The organism is Halorubrum aidingense JCM 13560 (genome assembly GCF_000336995.1).
Lineage (GTDB): Archaea > Halobacteriota > Halobacteria > Halobacteriales > Haloferacaceae > Halorubrum > Halorubrum aidingense.
Window position 1 is genome coordinate 236,607 of sequence record NZ_AOJI01000017.1, and the last position, 17,171, is coordinate 253,777.

Genomic DNA, 17,171 nt, shown 5'->3' on the forward strand with positions numbered 1-17,171 from the left:
CGTCGAGAGCGCCGGGGCTGGGCCGTCTGTCGCCTTCCGACGGACCCGAGCGTCGGCCTTTTGTTCGTCCGGACCGATTTATAAGTAATGACGGACGACGACCGCGGGGACCGTCGGCGGCTCGGCGCCGTCGTGCTCGCGGTGTTGATCTCGCAGGTGCTGTTGTACCCGGGGGTCCCGAGCCTCGTCGTCGCGCTCGGGGCGCCGGCCGGCATCGACGCCGGAATGTGGTTCCTCGTCGCGGAGTTCGGTGCGTTCGTCTCCTTCGCGGTCGTCTGGGGCGCCGCCAGCGACGCGCTCGGGCGGCGCGTCCCGCTGATCGTCGTCGGGGCGCTCGGCGGGGCGGCGTCCTACGTCGCGCTCGCCGCCGTGCCCGCGCTCGGGTTCGGGTTTGAGGCCGCGCTCCTCGTCCGCGTCGTCGGCGGGGCGCTCACCATCGGCGCGTTCTCGCTCGCGATCACTCTTCTGATGGACCTCCGCGGCGGGAACGGCCGTAACATGGGAGCCGCCGGCGTGGCGATCGGGCTCGGCGCCGCGGTCGGCTCCGTCGTCGGCGGCGTCCTCGCCGACGCCAACACGTTCTACCCGGTGTACGCCGGCGCGGCGGCGCTCGCCGTCGCCGGAGCGCTCGCGGCGACGGTCGACGATCGGGCGGGCGGTCCCGACGCTCGCACCGAGAATGCCGACGGAGTCGATACCGATCCGGCCGTCGGCGTCCGCGAGGTGCTCGCGCGAACGCGGGAGACCCCCGAACTCCTCGTCCCGTTCGCGTTCGGGTTCGTCGACCGGCTCACGGCCGGATTCTTCGCGTTGGTCGGGGTGTACTACTTTCAGGACCCGGCGACGTTCGGCCTCTCCGCGGCGGGGGCGGGAGCGACGCTCGCGCTGTTTTTCGTTCCGTTCGCGCTGTTGCAGGCTCCGTTCGGGGCGCTGTCAGACCGGATCGGCCGGTTCTATCCCGTCGTCGTCGGCTCGCTCGCGTACGGCGTCGTCACGATCGGTGTCGGCGTCGCGCCGATATATCCGATCGCGGCCGGACTGATGGTGCTCGTCGGCGTCTGTGGCGCGCTGATGGCACCGGCGACGATGGCGCTCGTCACGGACCTCGTCGACCCGACGGCCCGCGGCGCGGCGATGGGGCTGTTCAACGTCTTCGGCTCGCTCGGCTTCCTGACGGGATTCCTCGTCGGAGGCACCGCCACCGGATCGTTCGGCTACGCCGCCGCGTTCCTCGTCGTCGGCGGCCTCGAACTCGCCATCGCGCTCGCGCTGCTGCCGGCGGTGCGATCGCTGTCGCCCGGCGAGGGGCTGTTCGGCCGGTCGACCGTCGGCGGCTGACCCGGGGACCGTCGGCGGCTGACCCGGGGACCGTCGGCGGCTGACCCGGGGACCGTCGACAGCTGATCCGGTGCCCGACGGCCGATTCGAGCCCTTTTAACGGCCGCGAGCCGTCGGTTCCGACAACCGATGGATCTACTCGTCGTGGGTGCGGGCGAGATCGGCCGGTGGATCGCCGACACGGTGACGGCCGCGGAGTCACCGGTCGACGCGACCGTGACGTTCACCGACCGCGACCCCACCGTCGCTGAGGACGCAGCGGCCTCGCGAGCCGCGGCCGAGTTCCGGCCGGTCGACGCCGACACGACGCACGACGCCGTCTGCCTCGCGGTCCCGATGTCGGCGGTGCCCGCGGCGGTCGAGCAGTACGCCCCCCGGGCCGAGAGGGCGGTCGTCGACGTCTCCGGCGAGATGACCGCGTCGATCGCGGCGATGCGCGAGCACGCGCCCGACCTCGAACGCGCGAGCTACCACCCCCTGTTCGCGCCGCCGCGGGTCCCCGGCAACGTCGCCTGCGTCGTCGACGCCGGCGGCCCGATCGTCGAGGCCCTCTCGGCGGCGGTCGAGGCCGGTGGCAACGACGTCTTCGAGACGACCGCCGACGAACACGACGCGGCGATGGAGACGGTACAGGCCGGCGCGCACGCGGCGGTGCTCGCGTGGCGGCTCGCTGGCGACGACGTCCGTGAGGAGTTCCACACCCCCGTCTCGGCCGCGCTCGACGAGGTCGCCGACACCGTCACCGAGGGGTCGCCGGCCGTCTACGCCGAGATTCAGGACGCCTTCGACGGCGCCGACGCGGTCGCCGAGGCGGCCCGCGAGATCGCCGACGCCGACCCGGCGGCGTTCGCCGCGCTGTACGAGGCGGCCCGCGGCGACCGCGAGACGCGCGATCGACACGAGTGAATACGCTATGATCGACAGAGACGCCGTCCGAAACAACGCCAACTACCTGCGTAACGTTCGACCGATCGACCCCGAGGAGATCGCCGAGTACATCGAGGGGACGCCCCATCCGGCGGTCGTCCGCGAAGCCCTCCGCGAGGAGGCGTTCGACCTCCGACTCCGCGAGCGCGAGGACGGCTGCTTCGAGCCGGTGGCGGAGTCGCCGGCGCCCGATCCAGACTGGGATCCCGACCGGCTCCCGGACGACTACTCGTTCGCGCTCGAAGACCTCCTCGTCGGCGAGTTCGGGGCCAACTGGCACCGCGGCGAGTCCGGGGAGACGCTGCGCGAGGCGGTTCGACGGCTGAAAACGGATTACCTCTACGAGAACGACGTGGAGTACGACCGGGTCGCGGCGCTGGGGTACGCGATCTACCACCTCCCGGCGTACTACGCGACGATCGGCTACGTCCTCGACGACCTCGTCGAGAACGGGCTGATCGACCGGACCCTCCGCGTCCTCGACGTGGGCGCCGGCGTCGGCGGCCCGGCGCTGGGGCTCCACGACTACCTCCCCGACGACGCGGTCGTCGAGTACCACGCGGTCGAGCCCAGCGCGGCGACGGGCGTGCTCGATCGGATGCTCGACGAGACGGGGCGCAACTTCCGGACGACGATCCACGAGGAGACGGCCGAGGCGTTCTTCGGACTCGACGCGGGCGTAGAGCCCACTGATTCCCCTACTCAGCCGTTCGACATCGTCGTGTTCGGCAACGTCCTCTCGGAGCTGGCCGACCCGGTCGCGGTCGTCGAGGCCGCGCTCGACCGGCTCGCCGACGACGGGAGCGTCGTCGCGTTCGAGCCCGCCGACCGCAACACCGCCATGGGGCTCCGCGAGATCGAGCGCGCGGTGGTCACTCCGACGAGCGGCGTCGAGACGTACTCGCCGACGCTCCGGCTGTGGCCCGACGCGACGCCTTCGGACGGCGGCTGGTCGTTCGACGTCGCCGACGACCTCGCGATACCCCCGTTCCAGCGGCGGCTCGACGAGGCCGCCGCGCGGGGCTCGTCGGACGAGCCCGGGGAGTTCGTCAACGTCGACGTGCAGTTCGCGTACGCCGTCCTCCGTCCCGACGGGAAGCGACGAGTCGACGTCACGGCGACCGACGGGCGCTGCGCGCGGATGGCGGACTCGGAGGACCACGTCACGGACCGCATCAACCTGCTCGCGGTGAAGCTCAGTCACGACCTCAGCGCCGGCGACAACGCCCTCTACCGCGTCGGCGACGGCTCCCAGACCGTCGACCACTACCTCGTGTGCACTCGCGAGACGATGCTCAACCGCGACCTCCGGACGGCCGATTACGGGTCCGTCGTCTTCGTGGAGAACGGCCTCGTCCTCTGGAACGACGACGAGGAGGCGTACAACGTGGTCGTCGACGACGAGACCGTCGTCGACCTCGTCGCGCCCTGAATCGGCGGCACCGCTCGGTTCGCGCCGTCCGCGTTCAGTCGGCGCCGACCGGCTCGATCAGCTCCGGTGCATCGACGCTCGGCGAGTTCACCCGCGTGGAGACGGGATAGGCGGTCATTTCGGCGGCCGGATACGGGTCCAACAGCGCGGCGGCCTCGTCGGGATCGCCCCGGAGCCACGTCTCCTCCTCGGACGGAGCGAGTATCACCGCCATCCGATGGTGGAGGTCGGCGACGAGGTCGTTCGGCGCGGTCGTGACGATCGTGAACGTCTCCACGGGACCGACACTCCCATCACCATCACTCCCGCCACCGTCGCTCCCTCTGTCCGACCCGCCGCCGAACGCCCCGAGCCCCGTCTGTGTCGTCTCGGGCTCGGGCGGTTCCCACCGCTCGTAGAGCCCCGCCATCGCGAACGGGCGGTCGTCCTCGAAGGCGACCCGGTAGGGGGTCTTGCCGGTGGTGCCGCGTGTCTCGCCGCCGTCGGGACCGCCGCTCTCGGGACCACCGCCCTCGACCCACTCGTAGAACCCGTCTGCGGGGACGAGACACCGTCGGCGCTCGAAGGCGTCGGCGAAGCTCCGCTTCTCGCGGACCGTTTCCGCGCGAGCGTTGATCAGGCCGAACGATTCGTCGGCCCACGACGGCGTGAGTCCCCACTCCATCCGGGTCGCAGCGGTCGGGTCCGCGTCGGCGATCACCGGGAGGTCCTGTCCGGGTGCGCAGTTGTAGCTCGGCTCGACGCCGCCGAAGTCGGCGCCGAATCGAGATTCGAGGTCAGCCGCGGGGGTGAAGAGGGTGTACCGGCCGCACATGCGTGTCTTCGCCTTCGGTCTGCGGCGGCATAAATCGCGCCGCCGCCTCCCGTCGGGTTTTTGGCCGCGCGTCGCCGCGGTCGAGTATGCGCATCGAGAACAGCTTCATCCCGGTCGACGGCGTCGGCGAGTCCACGGAGCGCCGGCTCTGGGCCGAGGGCGTCACCACGTGGGACGCGTTCGACCCCGCAGTCGACGTGCGGGGCGTCGGTTCGACGACCGCCGACCGGATCGAGTCGTTCATCGCCGAGGCGCTGACGCACCTCGACGACGGCGACGCGACCTACTTCGACCGCGCGTTCCCGAGCGGGGAGCGCTGGCGGCTCTACGAGAACTTCCGCGCGGAGACCTGCTTTTTCGACATCGAGACCACCGGGCTCGACGAACACCGCGACCGCGTGACGACCGTGAGCTTCCATCAGGACGGCGAGACGACGACGCTGGTCGCCGGCGACGACCTCACCGCTGACCGCCTGCGCGAGCAGTTCGCCGACGCGAGCCTGTTGGCGTCGTTCAACGGCGCGCGGTTCGACGTGCCGTTTCTGGAGACCGCCTTCGGAATCGACGTCGACACGCCGCACCTCGATCTCATGTACCCCTGCAAGCGGGTCGGGCTCTCGGGCGGACTCAAGCCGATCGAAACACAGCTCGGAATCGACCGCGACCGCCCCGACCTGTCGGGGCGGGACGCCGTCAGACTGTGGCGCGAGTACGAGCGCGGCGACGACGACGCGCTCGACACGCTCGTCTCGTACAACCGCGAGGACACCGAAAACCTCCGGACGCTCGCGGACGTCGTCACCGAAACGCTCCACGAGGACGTGTTCGTCGGCTCGGCTGTCGAGCCGTAGCCCGACGCAGATTTATAAGTGAATCCGGTCTACGTCGCTTCCGCGTCGGCCGACTCCGACGATTCGGTCGACTCCGACGATTCGGTCGACTCCGACGATTCGGTCGACTCCGACGATTCGGCCGGTTCTGACGACTCCGCCGACTCCGTCGAAGACGACGACTTCGCTGAAGACGACGACTTCGGTGCCGTCTCAGACGCCGATTCGGCTTCGGGATCGCCTTCCGCCTCGGTTTCTGCGTCCCGATCGCCGTCGTCGTTCGAGTTCGAATCTCCCGTCTCCTCGTCGCCCGTGTCCTCACCGTTGTCCGCCTCCTTGCCGTCGTCCGCCTCCCCGCCGTCTGCCTCCTCACCGCCGTCCGCCGCCTCGCTGTTTACCTCCTTGCCGTCGCCCGCTTCCTCGCCGTCGTCCGCCTCGCTCCCGGTCTCTTGGACGAGCCGCATCTCGCCGCGGGCGCGGAGCGAGCCGTCTATCTCGGCGCCGTCGTGGACCACGAGGTCGCCGGCGGAGACGTCGCCGAGCACCCGTGCGCCGGCCTCGACGGTGACCGTACCGCCGCGGGTGGTGACGTCGCCGTGGATCACCGTCTCGGCTCCGACCGTGATCCCCTCGCGGGCGCGGAGCGAGCCGAACACCTCGTTGCGCTCGCCGACGTGAATCGACTCGGCGCGGATGTTCCCGTGGAGCCGGCAGTCGTCGCCGACGGTCGCGGGCGTAGAGACGCGCCACGCGTCGTCGGAGATCTCGGCGCCTCGGGGGATCAGGAGGGGCTCGCGAACGTCCTCGCCGTCGGCGAGCGCCTCCGCGAGCTCGTCGGCCGCGTCGGTCTCGCCGACGCGCAACAGCTGGGAGAGCACGATGAAGTAGAAGACGAGCGTGGGGACGGGGTTCCGGATGACGATCCAGCCGTTCGCCTCGAAGCCCTCCTCGATCGACACGTCGTCGCCGATGTCGAGGTCGCCCGAGACCATCAGCCGACCGGTGACGGTCACTCGCTCGCCGAGGTACGCGTCCTCGCCGACGAGGACGTTGCCGTCGACGGAACACCACGTGTCGAGCCGGCAGTCGCCCTCGGCCTCGATGTCGTTGTCGACGCTCACGCGTTCCCCGACGGCGACGTTGCGACCGCGGAGTCCGAACTCCACCGTCGACTGGCCGCCGACGAGCACGTCGCCGTCCGTGACGAGGTCGTGCTCCTCGACGGTCGTCCCGGACGGGACCGCGAGCTCCTCTATCGGACCGTCTCCTCGCAGCGACACACCGGGAGAACTCTCTCCGCGCCTATAAACCGTGTGGGGCCGTCGGACGTGCGTCGGACGCGAGCGCGGGTCGAGTGCGTGTTGATCCCTGTCGGAGCGCGACGGGGTCACTACCCTTTTGAGTCCGGCGCGGGAGGATTCGGTATGGGATTCGGATCGTACGACGAGAGCGAGCAGAAGGACCAGGACGTTGACACCGACGACGACGCCGCCGTGAACGTACACGAGAACGATCACGACGGCGAGGTCTCCATCGAGGGGGGCGCCTCCACCGACGATCTCGTCGGGCGCCTCTCCGAGATGAAAGACGACACCGACGACGAGTAGCCGACGACGACGACGAACGCGGCGCCCCCGCGAGCGCGACCGTTCACGCACCTTTTATCCGATCGACGACTACGACGCGCCATGAGCACGGAACTATCGTTCAGCAGGGACGGCGTCGACGTCGTCTACGAGGGCACCGAGTTCGAACTGGAGAAGGACCTGATAGAGGAGGCCACGGGGAAGCAGTACCGCGACGTCACGGACCACGACGTGTTACAGATCGTGGCCGAGGCACCCGACATCGACGGGGAGCCGGTTCGGATCGGCGACGTGTTGTAAGTCGGGAGTGCGCCGGAAGTAAACTGGGAAGAAGCCCGAAGTAAGCCGGCTTCGCGAAGCGGTACGATTTTACGAGACTGTCCGGTTGTGCGCGTATGAATCTGCGCGCGGTCGCTTCGGCGGCCCTGAGCACGAAGGGCAGAATCGCACTCGTCGGCCTGCTCCTCGTGGGCGGGACCGTCGGGGGCGCGTTCGCCGCCGGGCTGCTCGGCGTCCCGAGCGTCGCGGCCATGAACAACACGTTCGGCGAGGTGACCAACGAGACGACGACGATCGAGACGGATCTCGTCGTCTCGAACCCGAATCCGGTCGGGATCGGACTGGACGACGTCTCGGTCAACTACACGGTGTCGATGAACGACATCGAGATGGCACAGGGCGGTCGGGAGGGCGTGCGGGTCGGAACCGGCAACTCCACGCTCGGTCTGGAGACCGAGATGCGAAACGAGGCGATCCCGCCGTGGTGGGTGAGCCACGTGCGCAACGGCGAGCGAACGACGATCGACATCGACGCCACCGTCACCTCGGAGCGCCTCGGGCGGAGCGTCGACTTCAGCCGGACCCGCGAGATCGACACCGACCTGCTCGGGGCGTTCAACTCCGACGAGACGCGCCCGGTGAACGCCGACAGCGCATTTACCGACGACCCGATCCTCTACGTCAACGAGACGCGCGGCGAGTGGGGCTCTGTCAGCGAGTCGGAGACGCCGATCGACATGGCGTTTACCGTGCACAACCCGAACCTCGAGCCGTATGTCGTCTCCGAGATCGGCTACGACGTCACGATGAACGGCGTCGAGATGGCCTCGGGACAGACCGACGAGGGGTACGTGATCCCGTCGCGCAGCTCGGAGACGATCGAGTTCACGACGGCGCTGCAGAACCGCCACCTCGACGAGTGGTGGGTGACGCATCTCGACGAGGAGGTTCGCGGTCACCAGGCGAGCGACCTCCGGATCGAGTTTTACGCCGTGATCGAACTTCCGAGCGGCACCGAACTCACCGTGCCGCTCGACGAGTTGACCTACGAGGAGACGATCGAGACGGACATCTTCGACGAGGGCGACGCGGTGCGCGACTCGGACGAGACGGGGGCGGACGGGTCGACGGAGGACGACGGGTCGAGCGACGGGACAGACGACGGGTCGAGCAACGGGACAGACGGCGGGTCGAGCAACGAAACGGACGGGTCGACGGACGACGGATCGGCCGGCGACGACACCGACGACACCAACGGCGACTCGGAGAACGAAACCGACGGCTCAGACGATGACTCCGACTCGGACGACGACGGGATCCTCCCGCTGTAGGACCGCCCGGCCGCACCCGAATCCTACGAGCCGTACCCGTCTCCGTCGACCGGACCGGCGAAGGTGCGGTACAGGAAGACGAAGTACCACAGCACGAGCAGGAGGACGGGAAGCCCGAGGACGGTGGTCACGTTGAGCGCGAGCGGCGAGACGACGACGGCACCGATCGCGAGCCCGCTCGCGGGATATATCGTCGGATACAACAACACGGCAACGAGGCCGACGAGCGCGAACGACAGCCCGAGGCTCGTAGCGAACCAGAGGCGGTGTCGCCCCCGTCGAGCGGCGGTGATCCCACCGGCACCGAAGGCGACGCTGGCGACGATCGCCGTGACCGCCGGAAGCGTCGTCAGCACCGACCCCGCGTTCGCCGGATCGGCGACGGAGACGACCGCCAGCAGGACCACGACGGCGACGAGGTAGACCCCCGTCGACACCGTCCCGTACCGCGTCATCTCGTCCGCCAACGAGCCGCTCGTCTTCGCGGCCAGGAAGGACGCCCCGCCGGTCACACAGAGCGCGACCAGCGCGACCCCGGTCAACAGGCTCGGGAGGGTGAACACGTCGGTCCCGAAGACCCAGCTCCCGACGAGGGTGCCGAGCAGGAGCGGCGTGATCGCGCTTCCGAACACGAACAGCCGGTCACACGAGCGCTGCCAGTCGCGATCGTCTCGTTGCTCGCGGAGCTCGGGGGCGACGCCGCGAACGAGCAGTCCCATCACGATGGCGATCGCCACCAGGTAGTGCTCGCTCAGCAGTCGGGAGTAGACCGGCGGAAACGCGGCGAGGAGCGTGGTGCCGAACGCGACCAACCAGACCTCGTTGGCGTCCCAGATCGGTCCGAACGCCGCCAGCAGCGTCTCCCGATCGTGCTCGTCTCTGGTGGCGAACAGCATCCCGATGCCGAAGTCCATCCCGTCGAGCGCGACGTACATCGCCAGCGTGAACATGACGACGCCGAACCAGACGCTCGGCAACGAGTCGACCAGATACCGATCGACGGGGATCAACAGGGGGTCAGTCATCGTCGCTCACCCACGGGAGTTGCGGCCGTCCGGCTTCGTCCGGATCTCTGACGCCCATCCGTTCGAGTTCGCTCGCGATCAGCCACTTGAGAACGTACCCGAAGGCGGTCAACAGAGCGATGTACAACAGGACGAAGGCGACGAGCGTCCCGGTGGCCTCGGCGGCGGTGAGACTCTGTGACACCGCGTCGCTCGTTTTGAGCACGTCTTGGACCACCCACGGTTGCCGGCCGATCTCGGTGACATACCACCCGGTCAGCAGCGCGACGTACCCCAACGGACTGGCGAGCATCATCGCCTGCAGATAGCGCGTGCGGTCGGCGACCGCGCCCTTGCGGAGCAGGTTCCCGCCCCACAGCGCCAGTCCGATAAAGAGGAAGCCGAGCCCGACCATGAGTCGGAACGACCAGAAGACGAGCGCGACGGGCGGGTTGTCGTCGTACTCGTGTAAGCCGACGACCTCGGCCGAGAAATCACCCCCGCTGGCGAGGAACGACCCGACGGCCGGCAGGCTGATCGTGTAGAGGTTGTCCGTCCGCGGGTCGGTCATCGCGTCGAGGCTCGTCGGGATCGCGATCAGGTGCAGGTCGGCCTGCCCGGTGTCGTAGTGAGCCTCCATCGCGGCGAACTTCTGTTCTTGCGTGTCGGCGACGTGCCGACCGTAGGCGTCCCCGTGAATCGCCTGGAGCGGCGCCGTGATCAACAACAGGACGATCGCCATCCGGAGCGCGGTGTTCCACGCCTTCGAGTCCCGCTTTCGCCAGACGAAGTACGCCGAAATCCCGGCGACGACCAACGTCACCGAGATCACCGAGGCGTTCATCATGTGGACGTACATCCACGGCAACCGAGGCGTCAGAAAGGCGGCGACGGGATCGGTGAGTTGGGCGACCTCCATCCCGTTTCGCTCGACGAGTTCGAACCCCCGCGGAGTCTGCATCCACGCGTTGACGACCAGGATCCAGAACCCGGAGAGCCACGCGCCGACGCCGGTCAACACCGACGAGAGGACGTACGTGCGATCGGAGACGCGTTCGCGGCCGAACAGGAGGACCCCGAGGAAGACGGCTTCGAGGAAGAACGCCATCTTGGCTTCGAAGGCCAGTGGACCGCCGATCAGCTCGCCGCTGACTTCCGAAAACACCGGGAAGTTCGTGCCGAACTGGAAGCTCATCGGGATTCCCGTGACGGTGCCCATCACGAACCCGACGGCGAACACCTTGATCCAGAACTCCCGGAGGCGAGTGTACGCCGGCTCGTCGTGTCGGACGTCCTTCCACGTGAAGTAGATAATAAACGGAGCGAGTCCGATCGAGAGCGCCGCAAAGAGGATGTGGACGGTGATCGTCCAGCCGAACTGCATCCTGCTCGCGAGTTCGGGTGCCAAGAGACTCGCGTGTTGCGCGACGAAAACGGCACTCCCGAGTCCGAGTTCAAGTGCGGGGGGCATCGATAATCTCTCCGGTGGGGTATAGCCCGATCGCGAATATAACGGTCACACCTGTTATCAAATTCTCAGAAGAGATTCGCACAAAAGTAGTACAATCATCGAACAAAGTGATTGTATATGATAAATACGCCCACACATCGTCCAATAATGATCAAATTGTAGTGTCACACTCGTCGGGACACACTTAGAGGGACGTGTTCTGAGCGCGGCCCGTCGCGGTGTCCACCTCTCACGGGAGGCCGCGGGTAACAGCCGTCGATACGTGCGGTCGGAGACGTCGGCCGTCCCACGCCGACCGTCGACTCTCCGGGAGCGGCAGTCCGGGACGGTCAAACGCAATCCCCGCACCGACGTCCAAAACAAAACGAGACGTGGTCACTCGGCGACGAGGCGGGTTTCGACCGGAACCTCGTTCGCGATCACGTCCATGAGCGGTGAGGTCGCCTCGACGTGCTCGCGCAGTTCGGCCAGCTCGGCCTCGGAGGCGTCGGCGTCCACGTAGACCGTACAGGTGATCGACTCGTAGCCGGGACGAACGTCCTCGGAGATACCGAGGAAGCCACGGAGGTCGACGTCGCCCTCCATCTCGAAGCGGAGATCGTCGAGTTCGATCCCCATGTGAGCCGCGCTCGCCGCGTAGCCGACGCTCAGGCACGATCCGAGCGCGCCGAGCAGGAGTTCGACGGCGTTCGGCGCCGTGCGCTCACCGAGGATCTGTTCCGGCTCGTCGCCCCGGAGCGTGAACTCACGCGTGTGGATGGTCTCGCCGGCCTGGTCGAATTCGTCGATCGTCGTCACAGACTTGAGCGCGTCCTCCCACTCGGTCTCGGCCCGAAACGTGAACATTCCCGCATCGGGCTCCTTGCTGATCGTTTCGACCGCGGTTTCAAGCGCCGCGACGTCGACACCGTTCACTGCCTGTCGTTCGGTGGTTGCCATTTCGAATCACCGCCAGCTGTTGGTTGGATGAAAGAATAAAAACATATTGACGAATGCTATTGAGTTGCATACCGATCGGTGATAGAGATGTGCTCCGTTTTCAGCACGACCGCCGAAAATCGACCCTCCGTGAGCGTTGCGGGTTCCTACGACGTATTCAGGAAAATCGGCCCGGAGACAGGTACGACCGCAGCGTCGGATCGGCGGCGCCGGTCGTGAGTTCTGCGGCGAGGTACTCGCCCACGGCCGGCGCCAGGGTCACGCCGAGGCCGTTCATGCCCGCCGCGACGAAGTACCCACCCACCTCGGTTTCGCCGACGATCGGCGCGCCGTCCGGGGTGAGCGTCCGGACGCCGACCCACTCATTCACGAGTTCGGCATCGTCGAGCCGCGGTATCGCTTCCCGGACGCGGTCGTCGATTTCGAGGTAGAAGTCGTGGTCGACCGAACGGGCGGCCGACGGGTCCAGCACGCCCGCGTCCTCGTAGCTCGCGCCGAACGAACCGGCGAACGCCTGCCGGTGCCCCTCGCCGCGGAAGTAGAGGCCGTCCCCGAACTGCACGAACGGGAGCGAGAACGAATCGTCCTTCTGGAGCACCACGACGGGCCCGCGGTTGTGCCGGAGCGGCAGGGAGACCCCGACCATCTCGTTCACGGCCGGGGCCCACGGACCGGCCGCGTTCACCACGGCCGCCGCCGGTTGGGTGCCACTCTCGGTCTCGACGCCGGTCACGGCCCCGTCGCGGGTACGGATATCCGTGACCGCGGTTTTCGTCTCGACCGTGACGCCGGCCGACGTCGCCTCGCGGACGTCGTGCTGGATGATCTCCGAGGGATCGAGGTACCCGTCGTCCGGCGTCGCCATCGCGCCACGGACCGCTTCGGGGTTCAGGCCGTGCTCGGAGAGCGCCTCCGGGTCGAGGAACGAGGCCTCGGCGCCGAACTCCCGGAGCGTCGTCGTGAGCTCCCGCAACGCCTCGGCCTCGGCCTCGGTCCGGGCGACGTCCAGCGTTCCGATCTGTTCGAAGCTGAAGGTCCCGTCCCGTATTCGCGGTTCGTAGTGCTCCCACGAGCGCGTCCGGAGTTCGTGACTCACCCGAGCCGGCGTCGACTGGTGCCAGACGAAGAGCGCGACGGAGTCGCCGGACGCACCGGCGCCGAGCGTGTCCCGTTCGTACAGGACGACCGGTCGGGCGTGGTCGCGTAGTTGAGAGGCGAGGGTGGCGCCGATAATCCCCCCGCCGATAATGACTATCGGGTCCATTCTCAACTCGGTACTCGCAGTCTCATAAATAGCTTTTCACGACGTCGTGGTAGCTGTTCAGATGGCAGACGCCGTCGTTCGGATCGGTCCGCCCCCTGCTGGCGGTGACGTACACGCTTCGAAGTACCAACTGAAGACGAACGTATTCCGTCTGGGTCCGTTAGTGGAGCGCAGCCGGGTTGACACTAACCAGAATAAAACTACTCGATTTATTTATAAATAGTGCGAAGACGGAGACACGTTCTCGCCGTTCACGACGATGCGACGGGAAAGAATGGGGCCGGAGGGACGAACCAAACTCGCGATTACCCCTATGTCGGTACTCTGAGACATCCGTATTCGGCGCCGTTGTCATGAGTTGTCCTCGTCGTCGCCGATTCCGGCGATATCCAGGTCCGCAGTGTACTCCTCTCGACGTTCTGCCATTTTTCGGTGTCTGTCCGCCTTGTCGTAGTACCGCTTGATCGTGTCCGGGTCCGCGTCGACGCGCTCTGAGATCACCTCGATCGGGAGCCCGCGATCGCAGTGCCACGTGAGCGAGCCCGTGCGGATGTGGTGGGGCGCCCGCGAGGAGGGACACTTCGAGGCGTGCGAGCGCTCCGTGAACTTACAGCTCCGCCGACGTCGCCCGTGTGGGCACTCCATGTAGAGACAGGGCTGTGTGCCCTGATACGTCCACGAACGGATCGTCGTGTCCGTGACGCGCCCTTGACGCCCCGAGAACAGCGGCTCCCGGCCGTGTTCGTCGCGCTTGTCCGACCGCTCCCGAGCGACGTACGTGTCAAGGGCGTCGACGACCGGCTTCGAGATGCGCACCACACGCTCGCCCTGCTCGTTGTTCTTGAGGGGCGTCCCTGACTCCGGTCGGTGGTTGAAGTCGAGGTAGCCGTTCTCCGGGTCGTAGTCGCCGAGGTCGAGCCCGACGACGGCGCCGAGCCGGCAGCCCGTGTTCCAGAACACTTCGAGGACCGCGTGCGGCGGGGTGCCGAAGTGCGCCGGGCTATTCCGATAGAATCCGAGCAGTTCCTTCGCGTCGTCCGTGTCGAGCATCGTGTCGCTCGTCTCCTGTGCCCGGGTGAGCTTCGGGACGTGGACCTTCTCGGGGAGGTCCTCGTCGACGGCCTCGATCGTCGCGAGGTACTGCACCACCTGCGAGACGGCAGTCATCTTCCCCTTCACCGTCGCTGGGGCGTTCTCCTCGGCGCGGAGGTGGCGTTCATACTCGTCGAACAACCACCCGGAGAGGTCACCGACACGCTCGACGCCGCGCTCCTCGCACCAGTGGACCCACCGGGTGAGTCGGTTGTCGTAGCTCCGGATCGTCTTCGCCGAGTTCTCCATCGACCGCTTTTCGAGGAATCGGTCGCGCGCCTGCCGCGGGGATAGGTCGGAGGGGTTTGTCGGTGGTGAGGACCCCTTTCGGCTCATTGCGAATCCTCCCCGTTCAGGTTCTGCCGAACGCGTTCCTCGACGTTCTCACCGATGCAGTCGGCAAGCGATTCGGGAACGTACGTGAATTCCGCTATCTGGTCCATCGTCTCCTGGCGAACGGTTTCCGGTGTCACAGCGCCGTGGTTCAGCCGAACGGTATCAGCGTCGACGCTAACCTCCTCCAGGAGATCGTTGAGTCCGCTGTAGAGGGCGGTCTTCACGCCACGAGTTGGATCGTCTCCATCCGCGACATAGAACGTGTGGAAGCCGATCGTTCCCTCAAGGAGTACCTCCAAGTCGTCGTGTTCCTCCTCAAATTGGCTCGCTGCCCCGAGGAGAGTCTGCATCCAGTTCTTTTCGGACTCTGAGCCACCATCTGTCACGACGCGGGGCTTCTTGACGCTCTCGTCGCGGTCTGGATTGTGCAAGACATGCTCGGTCTCCGTGAGAAGGTGCTGGAAGACCGCCTCGCAGACCAGGCACATCACGTTGTGTTCGTCCTGCTGTTCCAGGTGCCCTCCACAATCTGGGCATTCCTCACCAGTCCAGAAGAAGCGGCTCTCGTCTTCGCACAGGCCGGTCCCGCCGTCAGTCACGAGCTCGTGTTCGCCGGCGTGGTACCGGAGGTCCTCGACAAGCGCGATCGCGCGGTTCGGATCAAGATCGCGCCGGAACCGGTCCCGGAGGTCGAGTTGATCGACGGTTCGGGCGTCCTCGCGGATCGCAAGGCTCGCCACGATCTCGCCGTCCGCCCCGTGTCGGCGGTCGACCAGGTCGTAGAGCGACTGCAACACGGCCCGGTGGTCTGCGAGCAGGCGGGCCGCGCGGTCGCGGTCGGCGTACGCGAGGACCGAACCGTGGCGGTTTCGTCGGACTTCGACCTCGACGGTCGGGTTCACGCGCCGTCACCTCCGGCGTGAAGGGCGACGTCGATCACGTCGCGGCGCCCCGCGAGCAGTTCGCGGCCGCGATCGGTGATGCGGTAGGCGTTGGTCCGGCCGTCGAACTCCTCCGTCTCGATCAGGCCCTCGTCTTCGAGGTCGCCAAGGTTGCTGTACAGCCGGCCGTGGTTGATCGGGTCGGAGTAGCGGTCTTCGAGGCGGTCCATCAGGGTGAGGCCCTTCGGCAGCTCCTCGCCGTCGACCTCGGCGGCGACCAGGAGGAGGTCGCGCTGGAACCCGAGGAGGTCGTACCAGGTGGTCTCGTTGCTGTGCGGCTCGTCCGTCGGCTGGGTGTGTGCGTCGCTCATGGTGGTGTCGTCAGTCGTCATCGATCAGTCGTCGCGCGGTGCTGGTCGCGCCGTCGTGGACGGGCATACGTCGGGGTCGCTCCGACGCACGGTTTAGTGTGCCCCGGCCGGTTCCGAACGGTTCCGGATGGTCGCATCCCCGGCGCCGTGTCCGGGTTTCGCTAGTTCCGAATGGTGTTCCGGACGGGGTGGCCGTCGCGTCGCTCATCGGCCTTCGGGGTACAGATCCACCTCGCCGCGGAACTCGCGGAGCGTCGTTTGCGCGACATCGTGGATCGCGCGGTCGGCCCGTATCAGCGTCGCGAGCGCTGGCGGGTACTCGTCAGTCAGCGTCGATGCCGTGTCTCGGACGGGAGTTTCAAGCCCCCGCGTCGAATCGGTGTGCATGGGTCTCGTGCGTGTACACGGAACCCCACACGGGCCGGCTGTTCTAGCAGCGCGGCCCGCGTCCTTTTCAGGCCCGGCGCGTGTTCGACGACGGCCGAGTGGGTCCGTGATTGTAGCGTGTGGGTTCGGGGGTATTAAAGATTAGCCTATACAAGCTAATTTATGGCCCAGATAAGCTCCTCAAAGGACACACCCCGTATAACTAACAGAGTTCCCATACGAGATAGCGAAAATGCGGCCTATTCCGGGGTGGATGACGATGACTGACCTGGTCATCTTGGAGTTCCTCAACGACCACAACCTAGAACTCTCCCCGAAGCCTCTCTACCGGAATTTAAATCGACACGGCCACGATATCGGATATTCTACAGTGCGGGGACGGCTACCAGAACTGGCCGAGAAGGGGCTCTTAGCGAAGGATAGTGACGGATACTACCAGCTGACTGACCTCGGTGGAGACTACCTCGCAGGTGAGATAGACGCCGACGAGCTGGAAGACGCCTAAAAGTCGACCTCGATATTCACGTGCCGATCGTCGCTGTCGCCGCGTTCAGCTCCACCACCTGGTAGTTCTACCGCTCTTCGGGTTTTGACCGCGGCCAGCCGTCGTCGACCTGCTCGATCAACTCAGTCACTGGTAGGTCCTGTTCGTCAGCGATCTCGTCGACGAGTTCCCACGCCCGTGACTCACGCTCGTCGAGTGCCCGCGGATCGCCCGCGTACGCAGTAAGTGCTTCCGCCACGAGCAACCAATCCTGAGGGTGCCAGTCGTCCATCGAGGTGAGTTGGCCGCGCTTTCCGGTTTAAAACTGAGTGTGGGGATACGTCACTAGTGATAGCCAAGGCCACTAACAAATCTCGGACCCTCGTCAGCCGTCGACTTTCAGAT

19 protein-coding genes are annotated in these 17,171 nt (G+C 66.8%); 8 read left to right on the plus strand and 11 right to left on the minus strand.

The window, feature by feature from the left end; genetic code table 11:
* Positions 1-87 precede the first annotated feature (87 nt).
* The 3 genes from C461_RS04455 (at position 88) to C461_RS04465 (ending at position 3,697) form a co-directional block, all read left to right on the plus strand.
* Complete coding sequence (locus C461_RS04455; protein WP_007999013.1) at positions 88-1,338, plus strand: MFS transporter; 1,251 nt, start codon at positions 88-90, stop codon at positions 1,336-1,338.
* A 129-nt stretch (positions 1,339-1,467) separates the two neighbouring features.
* The gene (locus C461_RS04460; protein ID WP_007999015.1) at positions 1,468-2,244 is read left to right on the plus strand and encodes an NAD(P)-binding domain-containing protein; all 777 of its coding nucleotides are present in this window, start codon (positions 1,468-1,470) and stop codon (positions 2,242-2,244) included.
* A gap of 7 nt (positions 2,245-2,251) precedes the next feature.
* Complete coding sequence (locus C461_RS04465; protein ID WP_007999017.1) at positions 2,252-3,697, plus strand: small ribosomal subunit Rsm22 family protein; 1,446 nt, start codon at positions 2,252-2,254, stop codon at positions 3,695-3,697.
* 34 nt (positions 3,698-3,731) lie between these two features.
* Here C461_RS04465 and C461_RS04470 read toward each other — a convergent pair whose 3' ends face one another.
* Positions 3,732-4,511, minus strand: a complete 780-nt coding sequence (locus C461_RS04470; RefSeq protein ID WP_007999019.1) for an SOS response-associated peptidase — start codon at positions 4,509-4,511, stop codon at positions 3,732-3,734.
* An 86-nt stretch (positions 4,512-4,597) separates the two neighbouring features.
* On the opposite strand from C461_RS04470, the gene C461_RS04475 reads away from it, so the two are divergent.
* Positions 4,598-5,362: a ribonuclease H-like domain-containing protein gene (locus C461_RS04475; RefSeq protein WP_007999021.1), complete on the plus strand. Its 765-nt coding sequence runs from the start codon at positions 4,598-4,600 to the stop codon at positions 5,360-5,362.
* A 29-nt stretch (positions 5,363-5,391) separates the two neighbouring features.
* On the opposite strand, the gene C461_RS04480 is transcribed toward C461_RS04475, so the two are convergent.
* Complete coding sequence (locus tag C461_RS04480) at positions 5,392-6,621, minus strand: polymer-forming cytoskeletal protein (protein WP_007999024.1); 1,230 nt, start codon at positions 6,619-6,621, stop codon at positions 5,392-5,394.
* A gap of 144 nt (positions 6,622-6,765) precedes the next feature.
* Between C461_RS04480 and C461_RS04485 the strand changes: the two genes are divergently transcribed.
* The 3 genes from C461_RS04485 to C461_RS04495 all read left to right on the plus strand — a co-directional run bounded on the left by C461_RS04485 (position 6,766) and on the right by C461_RS04495 (position 8,537).
* A complete protein-coding gene (locus C461_RS04485) occupies positions 6,766-6,948 on the plus strand; it encodes a DUF5786 family protein (protein ID WP_007999026.1) in 183 nt (60 codons plus the stop codon).
* 81 nt (positions 6,949-7,029) lie between these two features.
* Complete coding sequence (locus C461_RS04490) at positions 7,030-7,227, plus strand: DUF5800 family protein (protein WP_007999028.1); 198 nt, start codon at positions 7,030-7,032, stop codon at positions 7,225-7,227.
* Positions 7,228-7,322: 95 nt separating this feature from the next.
* Positions 7,323-8,537 (plus strand): LEA type 2 family protein, encoded by a 1,215-nt coding sequence (locus C461_RS04495; RefSeq protein ID WP_007999031.1) that lies wholly within the window; start codon positions 7,323-7,325, stop codon positions 8,535-8,537.
* Positions 8,538-8,560: 23 nt separating this feature from the next.
* On the opposite strand, the gene C461_RS04500 is transcribed toward C461_RS04495, so the two are convergent.
* The 8 genes from C461_RS04500 to C461_RS04535 all read right to left on the minus strand — a co-directional run bounded on the left by C461_RS04500 (position 8,561) and on the right by C461_RS04535 (position 16,282).
* Positions 8,561-9,562, minus strand: coding sequence for a cytochrome d ubiquinol oxidase subunit II (locus C461_RS04500; RefSeq protein ID WP_007999033.1), 1,002 nt, complete (start codon positions 9,560-9,562; stop codon positions 8,561-8,563).
* Positions 9,555-11,012: a cytochrome ubiquinol oxidase subunit I gene (locus tag C461_RS04505; RefSeq protein ID WP_080506250.1), complete on the minus strand. Its 1,458-nt coding sequence runs from the start codon at positions 11,010-11,012 to the stop codon at positions 9,555-9,557. The genes C461_RS04500 and C461_RS04505 overlap by 8 nt, the downstream gene beginning before the upstream one ends.
* A 375-nt stretch (positions 11,013-11,387) precedes the next feature.
* The gene (locus C461_RS04510; protein ID WP_049906299.1) at positions 11,388-11,951 is read right to left on the minus strand and encodes an OsmC family protein; all 564 of its coding nucleotides are present in this window, start codon (positions 11,949-11,951) and stop codon (positions 11,388-11,390) included.
* Between the two features lie 157 nt (positions 11,952-12,108).
* Positions 12,109-13,215 carry an NAD(P)/FAD-dependent oxidoreductase gene (locus C461_RS04515; RefSeq protein WP_007999038.1) on the minus strand — a complete coding sequence of 369 codons (1,107 nt, stop codon included), beginning with the start codon at positions 13,213-13,215 and terminating at the stop codon, positions 12,109-12,111.
* A gap of 351 nt (positions 13,216-13,566) precedes the next feature.
* Entirely contained in the window at positions 13,567-14,643 is a 1,077-nt protein-coding gene (locus C461_RS04520; protein ID WP_049906300.1) for a tyrosine-type recombinase/integrase, read from the minus strand.
* Entirely contained in the window at positions 14,640-15,545 is a 906-nt protein-coding gene (locus C461_RS04525) for a hypothetical protein (protein ID WP_007999043.1), read from the minus strand. The genes C461_RS04520 and C461_RS04525 overlap by 4 nt, the downstream gene beginning before the upstream one ends.
* Entirely contained in the window at positions 15,542-15,916 is a 375-nt protein-coding gene (locus tag C461_RS04530) for a helix-turn-helix transcriptional regulator (RefSeq protein ID WP_007999044.1), read from the minus strand. The genes C461_RS04525 and C461_RS04530 overlap by 4 nt, the downstream gene beginning before the upstream one ends.
* 183 nt (positions 15,917-16,099) lie before the next feature.
* Positions 16,100-16,282, minus strand: coding sequence for a hypothetical protein (locus tag C461_RS04535; protein ID WP_007999046.1), 183 nt, complete (start codon positions 16,280-16,282; stop codon positions 16,100-16,102).
* Between the two features lie 253 nt (positions 16,283-16,535).
* Here C461_RS04535 and C461_RS04540 point away from each other — a divergent pair, with 253 nt between their 5' ends.
* Positions 16,536-16,787, plus strand: coding sequence for a winged-helix domain-containing protein (locus C461_RS04540; RefSeq protein ID WP_049906348.1), 252 nt, complete (start codon positions 16,536-16,538; stop codon positions 16,785-16,787).
* A gap of 67 nt (positions 16,788-16,854) precedes the next feature.
* Here C461_RS04540 and C461_RS04545 read toward each other — a convergent pair whose 3' ends face one another.
* Positions 16,855-17,058: a hypothetical protein gene (locus tag C461_RS04545; RefSeq protein WP_007999049.1), complete on the minus strand. Its 204-nt coding sequence runs from the start codon at positions 17,056-17,058 to the stop codon at positions 16,855-16,857.
* Between the last annotated feature and the right edge of the window lie 113 nt (positions 17,059-17,171).